This is a genomic window from Arcicella aurantiaca, assembly GCF_003148625.1.
GTDB lineage: Bacteria > Bacteroidota > Bacteroidia > Cytophagales > Spirosomataceae > Arcicella > Arcicella aurantiaca.
Map to the genome: position 1 here is coordinate 1 of NZ_QGGO01000050.1, position 20,807 is coordinate 20,807.

Here is a 20,807-nt window from a genome sequence, read left to right on the forward strand (position 1 = left end):
TGGTCGTGAAATCTTTATCCACACCTATTAAAGAGCGAAAACCTATTTTGTCAAATAGAGAAATCAATACATTTAAACTCAACTGTGAGGAACTTAATACCCCATAAAGTAACAACTTAAATACAATTTTGCCTTCAAGTTTCTTGACTTGTTTATCAACATTATGTTCAACAGATAAACGCTCAATTAGTGAATCAGGTAAATATCCAAGTAAAGTCTTAACGGGAATGTTAGTAGCCATAATTTTAATTTTTAGGCTACTAATTTAAACGATTTAAACGTTTCGGACAATAGTGGTTTTATAGCCTGACGCACAACAAATACATAAATCCAATATTTCATCTATCCAACCACATCGTTAGAATAGACGAAATAATCCAATAAACATCAAAAGGCTAATGATTTAGCAAATATTTCTATTTACTCATAAAAATATTGGCAACAATTTAGAGTTACAAATCTTAATTTGGCTTTATGAATTTGAAATTACGTATGTTGTTGATATTCAATATTTTAGTATTGGTGAGTCCCATGATTTAATCCCCAATTATTCACTTCCATTCTGAAAAGAAGCAACATTTTTTATTTTTTTTTCAGTACCAAATTGTCATTCATGTCTCTTTATAGTTAGAATGAAAAAAAATATGATTTGGGAAAATACTTACACCACTGGATTAGGTTTGATAATAATCCCAATCCATATTTATTTCTCTTTCCTTTTTCTATAAAATATGATTAAGTAATTGAGCAAAAGTTATCGTGTTTATTAAATTATTGCGAATTGGGGTATTTTTTATAATAATCAACCTTTAAATACCCGATTTTTTTTGCTCGACTACTTAAAATTAATCGTCTAATGAAAAATAGTCTTTATCTCAATCTTGTTATTTGTCTAATAATCGCATTGGCAAATCCTTTAAAAGGACAAAATAAGTATCAATCCATCACGTCTGGAGTTTCATGGTTTGATGATAAAGGGTTGACTGTCAGTGCTCATGGGGCTTGTATTGTCAAAGAAAGTAATCGTTATTACCTTTTTGGAGAAAAACATCTTGATAATAGTAACGCTTTTGCGGGAGTTAATTGTTATTCTTCAACCGACCTCTGCAATTGGAAAAATGAAGGTATTGCTCTGGCTGTTCAAGACTCTGGACGATTGGGCGAAAATAGGGTAGGAGAACGCCCCAAAGTAATGAAATGCCCTAAAACAGGGGAATATATCATGTATTTGCATACTGATAATAGTGCTTACAAAGACCAATGTGTAGGTTATGCAACTTCCAAAAATATTACAGGCCCTTATAAATTTAAAGGAGCAATTCTTTTTAATGGAAATCCTATCAAAAAATGGGATATGGGTACTTTTCAAGATACTGATGGGAAAGGTTATATTTTGATTCATGGCGGAGAAATTTATCAACTTAGCGATGATTATAAAAGCGTTGTTTCGCAGGTAAATAAAAATATGACGGCTGGTTTTGAATCCCCAACTTTATTCAAAAAAGGAAAGACGTATTATTTATTAGGCTCACATTTAACGAGTTGGGAACGAAACGACAACTATTATTATACCGCCACCTCATTAAATGGTACTTGGACTGCTCGTGGAATATTTGCTCCCGCAGGCACATTGACGTGGAATTCTCAATCGACCTTTGTATTGCCAATTGCAGGAAAATCTGACACTACTTATATGTATATGGGTGACAGATGGTCGTTCCCTTTGCAAGCCTCTGCTGCAACCTATGTTTGGCAACCCCTAACAATTTCTGACACGACCATTTCTTTAGCTACTTATCAAGAAAATTGGTCGGTTGATTTAAAAAGTGGCATTGCTACTATCAAAAACTTAAAAGGGAAAACCTTTGAATTTACGGACACAAAAGCAATTAATTATACTGGAAAATGGGCTGATAAAATGTCAGATTCATTAAAAATGTTCGCCTCTGATACCAAAGACGCTTCTTTCAAAATCAAATTTAAGGGAAGTAAAATTTCATTGTATAGTACTTTCATTCCCGATGGTGGATACGCAAAAGTTACCTTGTTTGATAAAAATGGTAAAATACTCCACACCGCAATCGTTGATATGTATTGCAAATATGCGGTTGCATCGCTTGCTTATTGTTCATCAATGCTCAAAAAGGGAGAATATACCTTAAATGTTACCGTTATGGGAGAACATAGCACTTGGTCAGACAAACGTAAATCAAATTATGGAAGTATTGGCAATTTTGTTTCTATCAAGAAAATTGTGATTGATTAATAAAAAACTGATAAAGTATGAACATTGAGTGGAAACTCATGATAAACCCAATTCCAATCCTAATACCAATAGAAAAATTAATGAAAAATAAACTTACCTTCATGGCTATTTTTATCTGCCATAGCCTTTTTATTTTAGGGCAAAAAACATCTTCGATTTCGTTCACAAATATAAAAGTGAATGCTCCTTTCAAAATGTCTGCCATTACAATTCCTAATTTTAGTAAATGCAAAAAAATGCCCATCACTGACTTTGGAGCTGTTTTGGGAGATAAAGAAAAAACAACACAAGCCATTGCAAAGGCAATTGAAAAAGCTAATGCCTTAGGTGGGGGTGTCGTTATCATTCCAGCTGGCGAATGGCTTACGGGTAAAATTCATCTCAAAAGCAATGTCAATTTACACCTTAATAAAGGAGCTGTGTTACTTTTCTCTGAAAATCCGAACGATTATTTACCTGCTGTACATTCTACTTGGGAAGGAATGGAATGTTACAATTACTCTCCTTTGATTTATGCGTATGAATGTAAAAACGTGGCAATCACTGGCGAAGGCGAAGTAAAAGCACAAATGGATATTTGGAAACAATGGTTTGCAAGACCAAAACCTCACATGGAAAGTATCAAACGTTTGTATAATTTGGCAAGTCAATATATACCCGTAAAAGATAGACAAATGGTTAATGATACCGCCCATTTACGTCCGCAATTTATCCAATTTAATCGGAGTGAAAATATTGTTTTAGAAGGCATAACCATTACCAATAGCCCATTCTGGACTATTCATCCATATCTATGTAAAAATGTGGTTATCAGAAAAGTAAAAGTGTATGCTCATGGACATAATAACGACGGCGTTGACCCAGAAATGAGTCAAAATGTATTGATTGAAGACTGTACATTTGACCAAGGAGATGATGCCATTGCGATTAAATCAGGGAGAAATCCAGAAGGATGGAGATTAAAAACACCTTCTAAGAATATCGTTATCCGTAACTGTCTTGTTAAAAATGGACATCAATTAGTAGCCATTGGCAGTGAATTGTCGGGAGGAATTGAGAATGTCTTTATTAATAACTGTGAGGTGGTTGATGGAGCAAAGTTATCCCATTTATTATTCATCAAAACCAATGAACGTATGGGCGGTTTTGTGAAAAATATTCATGTGAGTCATGTAAAAGCAGGAAAAATTGATTTAGGGATTTTAGGCATTGAAACCGATGTTTTATATCAATGGAGAAACCTTGTACCTACAATTGAGCGAAGACTAACACCCATTCAAGAGGTATATTTAGACAATGTAACGGCAAGTAATGTGAAATTTATTTCAAGAATTTTAGGACAAAAAGAATTACCAATCAAGGATATTTTTCTCAAAAATGTAAAAGCCTCAACCGTGTTGGAAAAAGAACATATTCATGAAAATGCGTTAAATGTTAACTTGAAATAAACTATGAATAAGCTGGCATTATTTATTTTTATCAACCTTTCATTGGTTATTAAACTTTATGCACAAAAACCAATTGCTTGGGATAATACTACTGAAAGTACATGGAATACATCATTTGGTCAAGTAGAAATTCCTTCATCTTTAGATGGAAAAGTTCAAAAAGCCTATCTGTATGCTTCTCGAAGTAAATCACCGAAACCGTTGATAATAAGTTTACATACTTGGAGTGGAGATTATACCCAAAAAGACCCATTGACAGATGAGATTTTAGCAAGAGACTGGAATTATATTCACCCTGATTTTAGGGGAGCTAATAAAACATCAGAGGCAGGAGGAAGTAAATTTGTGATTTCAGATATTGAAGATGCCATACAATATGCTCTAAAACATACCAATGCTTCTCCTGAAGATGTACATATTATTGGCGTTTCAGGAGGAGGTTTTGCCACGCTATCCGCCTACATGAATATCCGTTATCCTGTCAAATCATTTTCTGCATGGGCTCCGATTACAGACTTAGAAGCATGGTATTGGGAGTCATTAGGCAGGCAACAAAAGTATGCAAAAGATATTGTAAAGATTGTTTCTCAGGATAGCACTTTTAATAAGAAGGAAGCATGGTTACGTTCGCCATTACATCAATCTTTTCCGAAGAAACTCAGAGAAAATGCACAATTATATATTTATGAAGGCATTCACGATGGATATACAGGCTCTGTTCCCATAACCCATTCAATGAATATGTATAACTATTTGGTTGGTGCTTTGAAATTCGGGATTCAAGAATTTGCTATGGTCAATAATTGGCAAAACACAGATTCTTCTTTCGTTTCCTCTTCCGAAATCATTGATTTAGTTACCAAAAGAACGAATCCGAATCGAGATAATAATAATCTGCTGTTTGGACGAGATATTCACCTATCAAAAAAATACCAAAATATCAAGCTGACTATTTTTGAAGGAGGACACGAGCAAATACCACAAGCGTTAGCCTTAATTCCCTATAAAAATGAGCATTTGGAAAACTATAATATTTTGACATTGGGAGACTCAAATGGTTTTAATAAAGATGGATGGGTAGAACAATTGAAAAAAATATTGCCTAATGCCCTGATTACTAATATTTCAAAAAGTGGACGAACGATTGGGTTTGATAATAATGGGAAAAAAGAATTGAATGCTCTTGCCAATATTGATATGTTTTTAGACGAAGCCTCTGAAAAAATATCAAAAAAACATTACGACTTTATCGTAGTATGTATAGGAACAAACGATACAAAAAGTGAATATGCTAATCGCCAGCAAGAAGTTATTGACAATTTTAAGCAACTTTTTCAAAAACTAAAAGCACATTCTCTCTATAAAAACCACAAACCTCGAATCATTTATATGACACCACCACCTATCAGAACTCAGCAGATTGAAGCCAAATATCAAGGAGGCAATGACCGAATAGCCCAGCTTATTCCATCTTTTTCAAAGCTCGCTTCGTCAATGGGAGTAGAAGTAGTGGATATATATCACCCTTTACTAAAAGTTCTTGATTATTATGCAAAAGATGGCGTCCACATGGCAGCAGCTGGACAGGAGATTATAGCGTCACTTTTGGTGGAAAAAATGAATGAGAAGTAATGATGCAAAATAACGTGTCATGTTGACGATTTAAGATTTATGGTAATTCATCTCATGAAGTCTTCATTAGAACCAATATTCTTTCAAAACACGATGAACAAAAAAACAAAACTTAAAGATATTATAGTTTGTTGTGAAATACGCTTTGATAATGGCTCTGCGGCTAATTGGAAACATAGTGACTTTTGCTCTTTCAGTGATGCAATTATGAAAGATACAGGCGTAAATATCAGTGCAAATACACTGAAACGAATCTTCGGTAAAATCACAGTAGATAACGATTATCAACCTCAGCAAGCTACCATTGAGGCTTTGGCAAAATATGGAAGAAATATTGTATTAGAAACTCCTATTCAATCAGAAAATGTATATTTAAAGCGATATAGTTCAAAAGCTATTGTTCTTATTATAGGATTATTTGTGATGTCTTTATGTATGATTTATTATGTCAAAAAATATAAAAAAATAACAGGAATAATCCGTCTTTCAAATATTGAAGGACAACTACCACAAACAACTTTTTTTGATTTAATATTACCCAATACCCAAGACAGTCTTTTTGTAGATTTTGGAGATAAATCACTTTTGCAATCCGTCAACCCAACCCTAAAAAAGATAGCTCATACGTATCTGTTTCCGGGTGTTTTTGAGGTAAAATTAAGAACTGCCGAAAAGACGATTGCTAACACCAAAGTGCTTGTTGAATCCAATAAGTGGATTGGTTTAGGGTTTCATAATCAACAAGATGTTCCCAATAGGCATTATGAATTTACGGCATTCAAAACAGGAAAGGATAGTCTTTTTCATATCCCCAATCAGCAATTATTTACTTTAGGACTGGACACGCTAAAACCGCTGTATGTGCGGCTTTGTAATTATGCTTCAACGGGTTATAAGTCTGATAATTTTGTCTTTGAAACGACTTTTAAAAATAAGGTTAAACCTAATGGAGTTTATTGTAATAGCACTCAGTTTCAAATAACTGGATTAGAAAGTAAAATCCGCTTTAAATTTACCAATCATGGATGTAGCTATCGGGTATTAAATTTTGTGAGTGAACAAACCTTAGATGGTAGTAAGATGAACCTTTCAGCTTTTGCCATCGACCTTAGTAATTGGACTACGATTAAGATGGTTAATAAAAATAAGCATTTGGAATTATTTGTCAATGGCAAATCTATTTATCAAGGAAAATACCAACAACCATTAGGAGAAATAAAGGGTGTATTTTTGGAATTTGCGGAAAATGGCTTTGTAAAATCATGTAGTCTAAAATCATTAGATGAGAAAATTTTGTTTCTTTTTTAACAAAAAAAACTTGTTAGTTGTTGATAATCAAGTGTTTCCATTGTCCAAAATTATGTACAACTTTTGGACAATAGAAAATTCAATCAAATAATATACGAAAGCTAAATTTGGAGCATCAAAAATTTGTCAATTCTAAATTTAGCGTATTTATGTGTCCAATAACTCCCTTTTTAAGAGTAAACTTTTTCGTATTATTTTTTTTCTTATCCAACAAGCTTTCCGCTCAAGTTTTGATACCCACCGTTGCCGATTCAAGGCAAATGGTATCATTAAATGGTAGCTGGAAATTCTACTTAGCCAAGACTGAAAACGATGCCAATCAGTTAAATGATTTTTTTCAAACAGATTATAACACCACGTCATTTCAAACAATACCTGTACCGTCTAATTGGGCTGTATTGGGTTACGAAGAGCCTGTTTATCGTGGTTTTGATAGTAATAAAGCAAGCGAAGGTTTCTATTTATATGATTTTAATATACCCAAAAATTGGGGCGATAAACGACTTTTATTACATTTTGGAGGTGTTTGGTCTTCGGCAGAAATTTGGATTAATGGCATACAGATAGGTAAACATGAAAGCGGATATACATCATTTAGTTTTGATATTACGGGTAAACTAAAAGTTGATGGTTCTAACAAACTTGCAGTCAGAGTAAAACAAGTGAGTAGGGAGTATAAATATGATGTTTACGATGATTGGACGCTCGGAGGTATTTTTAGAGATGTCACGTTAGAAGCTATGCCACTAAATAGATGGCTTGATTACACTGTCATAAAAACAACCTTTGACAAGGATTTTAAAAATGCCGATTTAGAGATTAAATGTATGGTAAGTGATACCCATGAAGGCTCACTTCCTGGTAATTACCCAAGCCCTGACAAACCATATAACCTTAGATTTACCCTAACTCAAGATCATGAAAAAGTTTTCACTCGTCAAATTGAAATACCTGCTCATATAGCCACTTCAAGAGAAACGAACATGGTTTTTCATGTAGAATCGCCACTTCATTGGACAGCAGAAACACCTAATCTCTATCATTTAAAAATAGAACTACTTGAAAATGGAAATGTAGTACAAAGCAAAAATGAAAAAATTGGATTTCGTCAAATTTCAGTAGAAGGCGGCATATTTAGTATCAATGGTCAAGCAATAAAATTAAGAGGTATCAATAGACACGATGAACATCCTGATGTTGGACGAGCAACAAAGCAAGAACATTGGTTACAAGATATTAAGCTAATGAAGGCTGCCAATATTAATTATATCCGTATGGCTCATTATCAACACGCTAAAGGTTTTATTGAACTCTGTGATGAATTGGGAATGTACGTAGGCGAAGAAGTTTCGATTGGCGGAGCTGGTAATCTCATCTATGACCCTTCTTATGCAGGAGCTACCTTAGTTCGTGCCTACGAAACGGTTACCCGAGATATAAATAATCCTTCTATTATTTACTGGTCTGTGGGCAATGAAGACCCTTTGGCATCACTTAATCTAAACGCTCTCAAATTTGTTAAAGCACTTGACCCGACTCGTCCAACTATGATTCCTTGGCGGTCAGAAACATGGCTACCGAAGGAAATTGATTTACTTTCAGTTCATTATTGGCATCCAAATGAATACGACCAGCTTGCAGGTCAATCAACTCGTCCAATTATCACAACTGAATATTCCCATGCTTTTGGTGTAGATAGTTTTGGCGGATTAGAAGCAAGGTGGAAAGCCTTAACCAAACATCCAGAAGGAACTGGTGGAGCAGTGTGGATGTGGGCAGACCAAGGTATTAAAACTCCGATAAAACGCCCTAAAGAAAAATATGATAAAATAGTGAAAGACGACGAATACTTGCGGATTGATGACCAAGGTTGGGACGGCGTTGTTGACTCTTACCGTAACCCTACCCGAGATTACTGGGAGGTGAAGTCCGTTTATGCCCAAGTGTACCCAACAGTTGATAAAGTACCCTATATTGCTGGTCAGAATTCAATAATCATTCCATTGCAAAATGATTATGATTTCACAAATCTAAATACCATAAAAATTAAATGGACATTAAAGGAAGATGATAAAGTATTATCAACGGGTATTTCAACTATTTCAGGTCAACCACACACTGTTTCAAATTTTGAGTTACCCATAGAAAATCTTAAAACATTTCAGAATCAAAATACATATTATCTATGGCTTGATTTCATAAATGCTGATGGAGAGGAAATAGTACGCAAAGCTGTTGAACTTACTCCTCGATTAGATTTGAGAAATAGAACGTTACCTGTATCAAAAGTAAAAGTGACCCAAAGTAACACCATAGCCACAATTTTAGTGGGAAATATTAGCTATACTTTCAATGCCAACACTGGACAATTAATTTCTGCAAGTTTGGGAGAAAATAAATTAATCACAAACTTAAAACCTATAATATGGCACCCACTTGACAGAGGAGAAACCAGTGTTATAGGTTCAAAAATTGCTAAAAAACTGCCAGACCTTAATAATTATACCATTAAAGTTATTGATTGGAAAATCCAAGAAGATTCAGCTAATGCAATAATCGATACAAGGGTTGAATATCGCATCAATGATAAAAATATTTTCAGCACGAATTACAAATACACTATTAGTTCAGATGGAAATATGAAGGTACATTATGAAATACTCCCTCAAGTAGAAACTCCCAATTTACCAATCGTAGGAATGTCATTGCAATCAGCACCAGAATTAACAAACCTCTATTGGTTAGGACTTGGGCCATACGATGCTTATCCTAATAAGCAATCTGCACCAGTTCTTGGTGTTTGGGGCGGAGCAATCAATAGTGAAAATGTACATGGAAACAAAGCAACACATTGGATAGAACTATCAGAAAAAAAATATAAGATTCGGATTTTAAACAAAGGTTACATGGAACATAATGTTTCTAATCCTCAAGCAGTGAATATTTTATCCTCAGTATTAGGTAAACCAGAAAAAGGAAGAAAACCGAATGAACCAGCCCTTTTATTACAAACAGCCGCAGCAAAACCATTTGTTGGGGAGTTTATAATAGCCTTAGAAACTACAAAGTAATAGAATAGGGTCATTACCTTAATATTATTCCTTTGAGTATTTCAATACAAATATTGGGGTGAAACTTGTACAAACACCAGTTTCACCCCAATACACAGCTTCGGGTGGAAAAAATGAGTGAGCAATAAGTGGCATATTTATTAAATGTAAAATGTCTTAATCGAAACCACCTATTACAAGACGTTTTTTGAGCCATCCATTTGTTTTTCAAAATTCCTTTTTTGAGAGGCTTTTTCCTTAGTAAATTCCTTAGTAACGTTTTATAAACTAAATGGTTGGAGTAGCTTTATTCTGTTAGCAAGTGGAGAGGGAGGTTGTTAGCGGATTTGTTTTAGGTTTTTTTGATTTGTAACTAATTGATAATCAATGTAAAAGCAAAAAAGAGATACTAAAATTAGTATCTCTTTTTTGTTTAATGTAGTCCATCGAAAACAACTTAGCAACGAATTTTAAACCCCTTTGTCAATTATGGAAAGTAGCTTAAAAGTAATTCGGGAGTATAACCCTTTTGCTCTTTTTATTAAATATGTATTTAGCCAAAACTCAATTGTGCAAGGAAGTACAGTGTTAATGCTTGCTCGTACCATTGAAACCCAACAACTTTTTAATAAAGTATATCCCGAAGCGTTAACTGGAGAGAGTCGATTAATTGCTTCATGGGCAATGGCTATTGGGATTGAATGGGGTATTTTAATGGTGACAGTAAATTCAAGATTCACGGCTAAATATAATCACGTAGTTTATGCAGTATCATCAATCATCATGACTATGTTGTTTTTAGGTATTTTGAAATCATTTCCTCACGTAGAGTTTTACATTAATGTCACTTACTTATCGCTTGTTTCGGGTTATAGTTTATACAGTTTTTGTGAAATTTTGGTAGAAAAAAACAAAGCACAAATATTAGAAACCGAGTCCGTTGAAATGCTTAGACAAGTTGAGTTACAACTCAGTCAATCTTTCAATGAAGTGAGTTATTTAAAAGATAAGTTGAATTTACTTGACCAAAAATTAGAAAAAGCTGAGGTTAAGGTGAGTGAATATGAACAAGAAAATCAAACGTTAAGCCAGCAAGTTAGATTTTTAGAAGCAGAAAATGCAGAACAACGTCGTAAAGCATCAAGAAAGAAAACATTATTTTTTGAGCCTTTGAAAACAGGTACTTGATTTTGTAATACTTTTAAAATCAGTGTTTTGTAAATTTTGATTAGCAAAAAAATAACTCAAGTGTATGTCACCTAAAGGTGAGTTCTAAAGTTTAGACGCTCACATTTAGTCACTTATAGGTGAGGTAAGAAATCAGAAAGGTGAGTTTCAGGTGAGTATAAATGAATAAAAAAGTAAATCAGTATAACTTCAATATATTATGGTTCAGTTTAAAGATAATACTATTGTAATCACAATAGAAAACGTTAATCCATTAGAAGATTGGCAAGAGTTAATGATAACGATTGCTGATGTTCAAATGATATTAATGACCAATCCAGACCACAAAGTCTCAGAATACAGATTAAATATGTTCAATGAGTTTCACAAAGCAACTTGCACATTATCAAAGGATTCATCGACAATGCAAGTATTAGCAGAGCATAGTGCAAAAATGTCGTTAGCAATTTAATAAGATTTTGCCAAATATTTCCGTTACCTATTTGTCAATAGTAACTTTATTGACTTTTACGCCTACTACATTAGACTTCCTGCGAAAGTGTTTTATGATTGAAAAATGGTATATTTTCGAGTGAAAATAGAGAAAATTTTGAAAGCATAGCAGAGCTACGGTTGAAAAATTTTCTCTATTTGTAGCCGAAAAGATGTTATTTTACGACTTAAAACACTTTCGCAGGAAGTCTATTATATATTATTCTAAAATTTAAACCAAGTACACAATTATGACAACTTTTAATGAATTACTTAATCAGGCAGCACTTTCTGTTTTAGACACAAACCAACAGTCAGCAATTAGCCAGCAACAAAACCAAATGTTACAGAATAGTTTGGTGCAGGTACGTAGAGAAATTGCAGCGTTAAAATCATCTATTGAGACACAAGAGAAAGCTTTTAACCCAGTTCTTGAGTTAAAAGAAACCTTAATTCAGAAACAAAAAATGGAGCAGGAAATTTGGGTTGAAATCCAAAAAAGAGAGCTTTTCTCAGCTATGCCATCGACTGAAGGAAGATTAACATTGGTACATGAATAAAAATGATAGCATCTTTTACACTATTTGTTTGATTTATATAAAATACACTAAACAAAAAATAAAAACCTAAATGAATTCTATTTTAAAAACAAGCCTATTAGTATGTGGAATGGCTATTAGCATCCCCCCAACCTTTGCACAGGAAGTATTAACGAATAAAGAAGTAACCAATCTTCAAATCGCTAAAGTTTCTCAAGATATTATTCTTGCTAAAATTTCATCAAGTAAATGTAATTTTGATTTAACACCGCAAGGAATTATTGCCTTAGATTTAGCTAAAGTATCAGATAAAATTATTAAAGCTATGTTTGTGGCATCACCTTCTAAAACTGTCCTGCATAACGAAGATGTTATCCGTATTGCTCAGTCAGATGTTTCTACTTCTATTTTAAGGGATGCAATCAAAATTTTCCCACATTCTTTTGATGTAAGTCCCGACGCCTTGATTAATCTAAAGAATCAAAAAGTACCTGATTCAGCGGTTAAGGATATGATAATAAATCCCTCATCGGGTAGCTTATCCACTACAGTCGAAGATAAACCAGCAAATACAAATGCAGTAGCTAAGGTAGAAACAGGAAAGCCAGTGCAAAGCCAAGTGAAGGAAATATTAGTTACGAGTGTGTTTGAGGAAGTGAAGGGTTTAAAACGAGTTGGAGAATTTAAGGCAACTGTCCAACAAATATTTGGAAGCCAAGATAAATTGAGAACTCAAGCAATGGATAAAGTCAAGAAAGACGCTCAGGCAAAGGGTGTGACTCATTTACTAATTCAGTCTGATACTTATGCCCCAAGCCCTGCGAATACGGTGACTATTATCTGCGTGGGTTATAAGTAAACTCAGAGAAATATATTCACTTCTATTAAAATATTAACATCATAAAGCAGTCAAAACGACCTCGCTTTACAACAGACAATAGGTGTAGAGTTAGTGCATATTGCCTTAATGGTTTCCGTTAAGGCAATTTTTATTAAAAATTACAGACCTGCTCTTTCAAATATCTTCAAGTCGAACGACAAACCATAAAAGAAACTAACAAAGCCGACCGCTACCAGAAGTTAAGTTCAAGACTCGCCGTCCGCCATGCTTTTAGGGTTTGGTTTGGCTTGCTGTCACCACTAAGGCTTAGTTATTGGTTGCAGTTATTGTTTCTCCGCACGTTGTTTTTCGATTTGTAAAATGTTGTTCTGAATGTCCTTCATTATGTTGTTAGCCCACCAACTTGCATAAAAATTAAAAGTTGTTGTAAGTTTAAAATTACTGTACAAATGTAGTCGATACGTTTTTTCTGTCAGTTTTTCTAGTTCGTAAGTTCCGTTCAAAACGTCAAAATATTTGCCACCAATTACTAAATGTTCGTCCATTGTTGTCAAAGGGATTTCATGTGGAAGTGCCTTTATCGTAAATGACATTTTCTTTTTGTCAATATATTCTGTCACAGTTTCGTGAAAAACAAGTCCGTTTGTGAAAATTGCCTCCCTGTAAGCTCCAACACCTTCAAAATTAAGTTCGGCTTTTACTGGTCTGGGAAAGTTCAGTAAATTTGTCAGCCAACCTTTGTCTTGTTCTTTACTAATTTCTCTTACTCTCGTCACGTTACTCCAAATTTTGTCTGCTGGTGCGTTAATGTCTATGTAAGTGTATGCTTTGTAAGGCGTTGAGTCTGCCCCGATAAAGTTTTCAATTGGCGAAATAAATAAAGGCAAAAGTGTCAAAACAGAAAGATAAATCTTGTTGTCATTTTTCCTTAGTTTATAATATCCTCCGATTAGTCCACCGACTGAGGAAGCAATCAGAAATATTGGTAAAATCATTAAAATGCAAGGCCATCCTTCAATAAAAAATATTAGAGTAATGAAAAAGAAGGCAAAAACTGGAATCCAAGGAATCATAATTCGATATCCAAGATTCCTAACTTTTTCAATATTTGAGAAATAAATTGACAATGCTCCTATGATTGTCGGTAGGAAAAATAAGAAAGTCTTAGACATCATATTGAAAATCCCATTCCAAGTCGAAACGCCAAACAAAAGTCGTAAAACCAAAGCGTATGCAGTTGGCATTGCTATAATTTTCAGTGTCGAAATGAGTTTTTGTCTGTCCATACAATCTTTTTATAATTATCACCAACGGTTTTCGGCTTTGCGATGTTGGGGAATTCAAAGTACAAATGTTCAATAGAATTCCAATGCTCAAATTTAGTATATCAGCCCCAATATAGCAAAACCCCTGTTGAACTAAACCTCTGGTAACTTTTTGACTTCTCAAGTTTTATCTTTACATAAATTCCAAACTATTTTTAGGGTGATAAAAAAGAATGTTGATGAATTACGAGTTGATAAACTTAATTAATAGTGCTAAAGTAGAAGTGGCTGATTTTGACGTGCTTCTTTATCGTTTTGAGTAAGTAGAAGTAGCTTATGGGTAAGGTAATTTGTATGTCTTTAAAAACAAAAAATGTTTTTAAATCCTCTAAAGCCCTAAAAAACAAAAAAGCAGGCGAAAACCTGCTCTTTCAAAATCTTCCAGTCGAATGACAAACCATAAAAGAAACTAACTAAGCAGACTGCTACCAGAGGCTAAGTTCAACATCGCCTTCATCGCATGGCTTGCAGCCACGACGAAGGCTTAGCTATTAGTGGCTGGCTTTCTATTCATTGTTGTCCGTTAAATCTTGCTCAATCATTTCATTAAACCCTATTGTTACTGTTTCTTCTTCATCTTTTAATTTTTCTTTACTGTGCATATCAAGTTGTCGCCTTGTCAGTTTAGCCCCATTTATGTCAAGAGGAGTTGGTACGTAAGTCATTTTTATTTCAGAACCTTGTAGTGTTTTGTCTTCAATGCACAATGGGATAAATATTTGGAATGCAAAATTGCTGTAAGCCACCAAAAATTGCATATATGGAACTGTGTCAACATTGTCTGGCTTTCTTTTAAAAAGCATACAGCTAACAAAAGGAAATGGTCTGATACCTGGAGCAAACGAGAAAAGGACTTTTAGCTGTTTTAGTTCGTAAGGACTATTGCTGTGGTCTTCTTCATTTATCCAAGCCATAGTATTTTTAAATTTACTCAACTCGTCTTCTGGCATTATAGTTAAAGCCATTTTTGTTAGTGTCTTATATACTGCAATTGGAACATATGACCTTCTTTTGGCTGTTATAGAGATTGTCTTATTCTCTTCATCTATTTTTACTATACTGTCATCCTGATAATCCTCAATTTTTACAGTGTCTTTTATGTCAATCCTTGATTTATCGTTTACCGTTTTGAAAGACGGTATTTTCCTCTTGCCTTTGACTTGTGCAATGGTATGCCATAAGTTCATATAATTCCCAAAATGACTTTCTAACATTTTCGAAAATTTTTCATTGCATACATCACATTCATAATGTGCAATTAATTTTTTATTTCCTATTAGCTCGGGTATGGCGTGAGAAACATTGCTAAACGAAGTTTCTGTCTTGTCCTTTCCACAAAATCTACAGACCTTATTTTCTTTATCACCTAAGTAAATCTTGTCATCTTGGTTTAGGTGATATGTTACTAAATTGTCGTAATTGCGTACAAGGAATTCTAACATATATTTTGCTTGCTCTGTCATTGCGTTGTCTTTTTTAAGCTTCTGACTAACGTTTGTAATTCATGTTGATAATCAATTAGTTACAATTTGTAAATCTTCGCTTGTCAAGCCGAATTTATTAATTTGTTTTTGGATTCTTTTTGTCAATCCTAATTTTCTTTTCTGATCTAAAAATAAATAACCTTCGGGGTTAATATATTTGGTTCCTTTTGTAACCATATTCCAAACAATTACGGCCAGTTTTCTAGCTGTAGCACTTATGGTAGAAACTCTTCCCTTTTTGAAATTTATACGTTGAAAAAAATCTCTTAGTGGTGTTGAATCCTTCAAATTTCCTATTGCATTAGCAGCATTTCTCAAGGCTATTTTGAGGCGATTACTACCTTTGGGTACTTTGCTTGAAATTATTTTACCTCCTGTTTTTTTGTTGTTTGGCGACAGCCTTAACCAACTGGCAAAATGCTTGGCTGTTTGGAATTTCTTGATACCATCTAAGCCCACTTCGCTGATTAAATGCAAGATTGTACCGTGTGAAAAGCCCTCTATTTCCATTAAATCCACTCCTTCAAAATACTGGTATCCAACCATATTCAAATCAATATTTTTAGGTGTGTTTTTGTTGACACGCTTATGCGATTTTTTATCAATATAGTGCTGTCTTTTATTATCATCGCAATTGATGATGTTGTTTAACATCTTTTCTATTTCAGCGTCGCATGCGGTTATTTTTGTTTGAATGATTTTATACATATCCAGCTCTTGCTGCAGGGCAAATAGGTAATCCATACGGCCATTGGTAACCAGAGCTTTGGCTATTTCGGTTTCCGACTTTCGGCAGTTTCCATTTCGTAGTTCGGCTAATTTTTCGGGCTTTGTTTCACCTTTGCAAATGGCCTCAATAATAGCCATACCAGTAAACCCACAAATGTCATTGACTACCACATCGAGCCTTAAGTTGAGCAGCCTCAGGTACTTTTGCATTTTCTTTTGTGTGCTGGCGGCCATATCAAGCAAGTTGGCCCTGTGCCTACAATAGGTTCGCAATTGTTCTGTGGCTTCGTCGGGCAAAAAACTACCTGATAAAAGGCCAATGCTGTGTAGTTTCTGAATCCAGGCACAGTCTTGAATGTCAGTCTTTCTTCCTTTAATATTTTTGGTAAACTTACCATTACAAAGAATTACTTGAAAGCCAGCCGCCAAAAGTACTGCATATAGAGCCTGCCAATAAGTGCCTGTACTTTCCATGGCTACAGTGGTAATTTTGTTTTCACTAAGCCAGTCGGCGATGGCCATGAGGTCATCATTGAAAACACCAAACTCACGGATGTCTTTTTCTTTCTGACCTATGGAAACCCAATGGCTTCTGCTACCGATGTCGATACCCGCAGCATGCGGATTGACGATTTCCATCGATAAAGTTTCGGATTTTTGCTCCATAATTGAGATTTTAAGGTTTTTAAAATTCTCATTGAGAGTGTTCTTTAGGAAGAATAAATATTCTGAACGGGGTTTCTGTTAAAAAATACAGAACCGCCACTTAAGTTATGACACACACTCCAACCAGGATTGCACTCGTGCTATTACACAACAGTTTTAAAATCAGCCTTGCAATGAGTGCATAAATTTAATTAATGAGTCCGAGAGTTTTCCCACGTTAGCTTACTAAGTTAATGGGCGGGGTCTATATGCTGGATTGCCACTAACGAACAGGGCTTTGTGCAGGTAGGGAAATAGAATTCCGTCTGCCCGGAACCGCTGCTGATTGAAAAACTGATGATGAAGTTAAGTACAAAAGTTCAGCGATGTACGTCAAGCCCGTACAAAAGCTGAATAGAATTACAAATGCTTATTGTTATTCCGTCTGCCCAACTTGCACAAAACCCAATGTTGGGCGTTCGTACATTTTTTATTTATCTTCTAATGTTTCTATTACTCTGTTATTAATATTTTTTAAAAATTTCTCATACATTTTTTAACAACGTGTGATGTGTTTTCCTTTACATTTCTTTTTATTAATTGTCTTTAAATGTCTTTTTTTAACTATCGAATATAACGTTTTTTAATGTTTATAATTCGAATAAAATGTTTAATAAATTGTGTTGGTTTATTAGTCCAATTGCCAATTAAATGGTGTTTGTTTTAGTTTATCACCAATTGCAATTAATCTATTATGATGATTTTCACAAAGTAGCCACTCTTTATTTTTGTCAATTATATAGTATTCAAAGCCAAAACACTCACCAATAATATCTTTTATAACATTAGGATTGCAGTCATAAACTGGGTAAAAAAGTTCATAGTTGTCTTCAACCACTAACCAAACATTTCCACTTGTTAAAGGAATGATTTTATCAATGTAATTAAATGGGTTCTCAAATTCACTTATTGAATAAGTTTGGAATTTAAAATCTTCCCACCACCATCTTCTTTCTCCTGATTTTATAAAGTAGGTTACAAATTCATTGTATAGTATTTCGCCTCGAATATTGTCTAAGCGGATAATGTCTGATTCAGATAGATTTAGTTTGTCTATTGCATTCTGTATTTCATCTTTTACTTCTCCTTGCATTATGAAAGGTTTCTTTTGTATGACGCCCAACGAGCGTATAACCGCCATTAGCTCTAAAAATTCAATTATTTATGGCGTCTATCCAACCAATTTGGAATATATCCGCCATAAATTGTTTTGAAAATTAAATGTATTTGATAGATTGTTGAATGGTATTTTTTCAGTAGTAGTAGTGCTACCCAGAGAAATAATACATGATTAATTCATAGACTTTGTGTCACACAACTAAAAAACTATGATAAGAAAAGGGATTGCTCGTTTGAGCGAAAGAAAAGAGATAAAGAGAACAGGTAGAATCTGTAAGTTGTACATTATTTTTCATTAGTTGGTAGTTTAGTTTTTTTGCAATATTAGTAAAAGTTTAAAGAAGTTTTTAGAGTAGAATTACCTGATTTTTAAAAAAGATTAAAACTTTTCTCATAGTCTCAAACCAACGCTACCCCCATACCAACAAAAAAACGCCCATAACAGGCGGTTTTTTTGTATTTAAAGTCATGAAAATTAATTCTTATTTTGTTATACAGAAATTGGTTGCTGCCGCTTTTGTCCTTCGGTCAAGTGGCTACCAAGTATCTATTTTGTGGTAAGTCTTTGCTTAACTGATTTAACAAAGTCTAACGAAACGCCAGCTATGTCTGCAATTTGTTCAAGGCTATAATTTAGCTTTGTCAAAAGGCTTTCGATAATTTTCTCTTGTCCACGTAGGTAGAGAACGTCTCTTTCTTCTTTGATATATTCTGCGATGCTGTCCATAGCGTTTTTTAAATTTAGTTCTAAGTTACGAAGTTGAGCCAATACACGCAACTGATTAAAGTATCTATTTAACGAAAAATCTCCTTCAGTAGTTTCTTTGACACGGATAAGTATCTGTTTTAGAGCATTTTCGGGATTTTCACCTTTGAAATTTGCCAAAATGCCCAGTATGATTTCTTCTGGTTTGTCCGATTTGAGAAATATATGATAGTCAAGCGTTGAAAGTGAAATAAGTGGATAACTGAACTTTAATCGTTCTCGGTTAAGTTCGGTTGGCATTGTCAATTTGTCTGCACCAAGAAAAATTACAAATTGTTTTACAGGTAGCTTGTACTTTCGTTCAAGCATTCCGTAATAATCAAGCATACGATAAACCATATCATCTTCATTCTTTACTTGAAATTCAATTTGAAGGACAAATGTGTTGCCTTTATCATCTGTGATTTTCTTTAAAGTGTCGGGTTTACGTTCTTTGGTATGCTGAATATCATCAGGCAGTTCTTCCACAGAAACAGCCGTAATTTCAAGTATATTTTGCATGATACTTGAAATTACGGCTTCGATATTCTCCTTAAAAATCTTGTCATATTGGTTTGATTGGCGTTTTTTCTTATTTGCTTCCATGAGGCAAATATATCAGAAATGTAACCCTATGGCAATTAAAAAAAGGTTTAATATATAAGTTGTAAAATAAAAATTGTTGAATCGTTACCTATTCTTTTACAAAGTGTGTAACGTATTACCTATACTCAATAATGGAATTTAGAAGCACCTCGTTGTTAAATAAGCACAAAGCTTGATTTAACACGAACGACAACTCCATAAAAGAAACCACCGAAGCAGACCGCTACCAGAGATTAAGTTCAACATCGCCTTCATCGCATGGCTTGCAGCCACGACGAAGGCGATGTTATTGGTGGCTGTATTTTTATTCCTTGTAGTAATCTTTTTGCCTAAGCTTTTCAACTTTTACTGTCCACTTATCATTTATGAGTTTCCTCGTTGTAACCACCACCATTTCCCCTTTTGTTGCGTCTTCTTCAAACTCGGCTACTTTAACCAAACCTTTTTTGGGTACAACAGAATACTCTGTTTTAAGATGCCAACAACAACCACTTTTGTCAAATGTAGAAATTCTTTTTCTTTTATGGTCTGTCTCGAACATTCCTAAATGATTGTATGCAAGTGAAGACAAATCAGAACTTGGGACAAATTGTTTTTTTGTCGAGTGATAAACATATACGTCATAAGAAGGTCCTCCATAACTACTCTCGTTTCCATTTCTAATTGCGAAGTCCTCTGTACCGTCAAAATTAAAGTCGTCAAATATCAAAGGACTTTGTTCTCCGTAAAGTTCGATGACATTGACTGTTGGATTGTTTGATTTGTCAATTGAAAAATCTAAGTCGTCTGAATAAAAAGTCTGAAATTTCTTTTTCGTAATTCGGTCATATAATTCAATAGTTCCTTTTCCATTACAATCACCTTTTTTGCAAGTTGTAACCGTAATCTCCGCATTAAATTTTGTCGAACCTTTGTTAATTTTGAACTTAAATTGTCCACTGCAAAGGTTTGTCAGCAAGATTAAAAAGGCAGTATGAATTGAGGATTTCATTGTCGATTTTGTCGTTTTAATATTCTGACTAACGTACACTTTTTAGGTTGATTTTAAGCCTAAGTCTTCGGGAGTCAAGTCAAATTTATGGATATGTTTTCTAATTTGTTTTACTAATCCTTGTTTTCTTTTTTCATCCAAGAATAAATAATCTGTTGGTGGTTTGTAAGGCTCTTTTTTAGTAATCATATTGTAAATAATTACGCCTAATTTTCTTGCAGTGGCACTTATGGCAGTAGCACGGTCTGATTTATTTAGTATTCGTCTAAAAAAGTTGGACAAATGGGTATCTTTTAATCCACCGATGACATTGGCTGCATTTCTTAGGATTATTTTTAGTCTGTTTCCTCCTTTTGGGAT

At 34.1% G+C, this 20,807-nt stretch carries 15 protein-coding genes and 2 pseudogenes; 9 read left to right on the forward strand and 8 right to left on the reverse strand.

Annotated features, from left to right (window positions below; translation table 11 throughout):
* Positions 1–241: pseudogene (locus LV89_RS24215) on the reverse strand (DUF4372 domain-containing protein); the annotation flags it as partial.
* Between the two features lie 615 nt (positions 242–856).
* On the opposite strand from LV89_RS24215, the gene LV89_RS24220 reads away from it, so the two are divergent.
* The 9 genes from LV89_RS24220 (at position 857) to LV89_RS24260 (ending at position 12,761) form a co-directional block, all read left to right on the forward strand.
* Positions 857–2,266 carry a family 43 glycosylhydrolase gene (locus LV89_RS24220; RefSeq protein WP_109745576.1) on the forward strand — a complete coding sequence of 470 codons (1,410 nt, stop codon included), beginning with the start codon at positions 857–859 and terminating at the stop codon, positions 2,264–2,266.
* Between the two features lie 80 nt (positions 2,267–2,346).
* A complete protein-coding gene (locus LV89_RS24225; protein ID WP_229201590.1) occupies positions 2,347–3,714 on the forward strand; it encodes a glycoside hydrolase family 28 protein in 1,368 nt (455 codons plus the stop codon).
* A gap of 3 nt (positions 3,715–3,717) precedes the next feature.
* Positions 3,718–5,346, forward strand: a complete 1,629-nt coding sequence (locus LV89_RS24230) for an SGNH/GDSL hydrolase family protein (RefSeq protein ID WP_109745577.1) — start codon at positions 3,718–3,720, stop codon at positions 5,344–5,346.
* 93 nt (positions 5,347–5,439) lie between these two features.
* Positions 5,440–6,654: a hypothetical protein gene (locus tag LV89_RS24235; RefSeq protein WP_109745578.1), complete on the forward strand. Its 1,215-nt coding sequence runs from the start codon at positions 5,440–5,442 to the stop codon at positions 6,652–6,654.
* A 260-nt stretch (positions 6,655–6,914) separates the two neighbouring features.
* Positions 6,915–9,725, forward strand: a complete 2,811-nt coding sequence (locus LV89_RS24240; protein WP_211321274.1) for a glycoside hydrolase family 2 TIM barrel-domain containing protein — start codon at positions 6,915–6,917, stop codon at positions 9,723–9,725.
* Between the two features lie 468 nt (positions 9,726–10,193).
* Entirely contained in the window at positions 10,194–10,892 is a 699-nt protein-coding gene (locus tag LV89_RS24245; RefSeq protein ID WP_109745580.1) for a hypothetical protein, read from the forward strand.
* 199 nt (positions 10,893–11,091) lie between these two features.
* Positions 11,092–11,343 (forward strand): hypothetical protein, encoded by a 252-nt coding sequence (locus LV89_RS24250; RefSeq protein WP_109745581.1) that lies wholly within the window; start codon positions 11,092–11,094, stop codon positions 11,341–11,343.
* A 271-nt stretch (positions 11,344–11,614) separates the two neighbouring features.
* On the forward strand, positions 11,615–11,923 hold the full coding sequence (locus LV89_RS24255) for a hypothetical protein (protein WP_109745582.1): 309 nt from the start codon (positions 11,615–11,617) through the stop codon (positions 11,921–11,923).
* Between the two features lie 70 nt (positions 11,924–11,993).
* Positions 11,994–12,761 carry a hypothetical protein gene (locus tag LV89_RS24260; protein ID WP_109745583.1) on the forward strand — a complete coding sequence of 256 codons (768 nt, stop codon included), beginning with the start codon at positions 11,994–11,996 and terminating at the stop codon, positions 12,759–12,761.
* A gap of 305 nt (positions 12,762–13,066) precedes the next feature.
* Here the strand turns inward: LV89_RS24260 and LV89_RS24265 are convergent, their stop codons facing one another.
* The 7 genes and pseudogenes from LV89_RS24265 to LV89_RS25440 form a co-directional block, all read right to left on the reverse strand.
* Positions 13,067–14,029, reverse strand: a complete 963-nt coding sequence (locus LV89_RS24265; RefSeq protein ID WP_109745584.1) for an SRPBCC family protein — start codon at positions 14,027–14,029, stop codon at positions 13,067–13,069.
* A 545-nt stretch (positions 14,030–14,574) separates the two neighbouring features.
* On the reverse strand, positions 14,575–15,531 hold the full coding sequence (locus LV89_RS24270) for an HNH endonuclease (protein ID WP_109745585.1): 957 nt from the start codon (positions 15,529–15,531) through the stop codon (positions 14,575–14,577).
* Positions 15,532–15,582: 51 nt separating this feature from the next.
* Positions 15,583–16,947, reverse strand: coding sequence for an IS110 family RNA-guided transposase (locus LV89_RS24275; RefSeq protein ID WP_109745586.1), 1,365 nt, complete (start codon positions 16,945–16,947; stop codon positions 15,583–15,585).
* A gap of 670 nt (positions 16,948–17,617) precedes the next feature.
* Positions 17,618–18,079, reverse strand: a complete 462-nt coding sequence (locus tag LV89_RS24280) for a DUF6756 family protein (protein ID WP_146199259.1) — start codon at positions 18,077–18,079, stop codon at positions 17,618–17,620.
* A gap of 573 nt (positions 18,080–18,652) precedes the next feature.
* The gene (locus tag LV89_RS24285) at positions 18,653–19,456 is read right to left on the reverse strand and encodes an RpnC/YadD family protein (protein WP_109745588.1); all 804 of its coding nucleotides are present in this window, start codon (positions 19,454–19,456) and stop codon (positions 18,653–18,655) included.
* Positions 19,457–19,760: 304 nt separating this feature from the next.
* Entirely contained in the window at positions 19,761–20,447 is a 687-nt protein-coding gene (locus tag LV89_RS24290; RefSeq protein ID WP_109745589.1) for an XAC2610-related protein, read from the reverse strand.
* Positions 20,448–20,489: 42 nt separating this feature from the next.
* Positions 20,490–20,807 (reverse strand): annotated as a pseudogene (locus tag LV89_RS25440) (IS110 family transposase); the annotation flags it as partial.

Coding starts and splice junctions, on each gene's coding strand:
- LV89_RS24265 (WP_109745584.1), bottom strand. CDS start 14,029: ATGGACAGACAAAAACTCATTTCGACACTGAAAATTATAGCAATGCCA.
- LV89_RS24230 (WP_109745577.1), top strand. CDS start 3,718: ATGAATAAGCTGGCATTATTTATTTTTATCAACCTTTCATTGGTTATT.
- LV89_RS24225 (WP_229201590.1), top strand. CDS start 2,347: ATGAAAAATAAACTTACCTTCATGGCTATTTTTATCTGCCATAGCCTT.
- LV89_RS24260 (WP_109745583.1), top strand. CDS start 11,994: ATGAATTCTATTTTAAAAACAAGCCTATTAGTATGTGGAATGGCTATT.
- LV89_RS24220 (WP_109745576.1), top strand. CDS start 857: ATGAAAAATAGTCTTTATCTCAATCTTGTTATTTGTCTAATAATCGCA.
- LV89_RS24275 (WP_109745586.1), bottom strand. CDS start 16,947: ATGGAGCAAAAATCCGAAACTTTATCGATGGAAATCGTCAATCCGCAT.
- LV89_RS24235 (WP_109745578.1), top strand. CDS start 5,440: ATGAACAAAAAAACAAAACTTAAAGATATTATAGTTTGTTGTGAAATA.
- LV89_RS24280 (WP_146199259.1), bottom strand. CDS start 18,079: ATGCAAGGAGAAGTAAAAGATGAAATACAGAATGCAATAGACAAACTA.
- LV89_RS24250 (WP_109745581.1), top strand. CDS start 11,092: ATGGTTCAGTTTAAAGATAATACTATTGTAATCACAATAGAAAACGTT.
- LV89_RS24240 (WP_211321274.1), top strand. CDS start 6,915: ATGGTATCATTAAATGGTAGCTGGAAATTCTACTTAGCCAAGACTGAA.
- LV89_RS24285 (WP_109745588.1), bottom strand. CDS start 19,456: ATGGAAGCAAATAAGAAAAAACGCCAATCAAACCAATATGACAAGATT.
- LV89_RS24270 (WP_109745585.1), bottom strand. CDS start 15,531: ATGACAGAGCAAGCAAAATATATGTTAGAATTCCTTGTACGCAATTAC.
- LV89_RS24255 (WP_109745582.1), top strand. CDS start 11,615: ATGACAACTTTTAATGAATTACTTAATCAGGCAGCACTTTCTGTTTTA.
- LV89_RS24290 (WP_109745589.1), bottom strand. CDS start 20,447: ATGAAATCCTCAATTCATACTGCCTTTTTAATCTTGCTGACAAACCTT.
- LV89_RS24245 (WP_109745580.1), top strand. CDS start 10,194: ATGGAAAGTAGCTTAAAAGTAATTCGGGAGTATAACCCTTTTGCTCTT.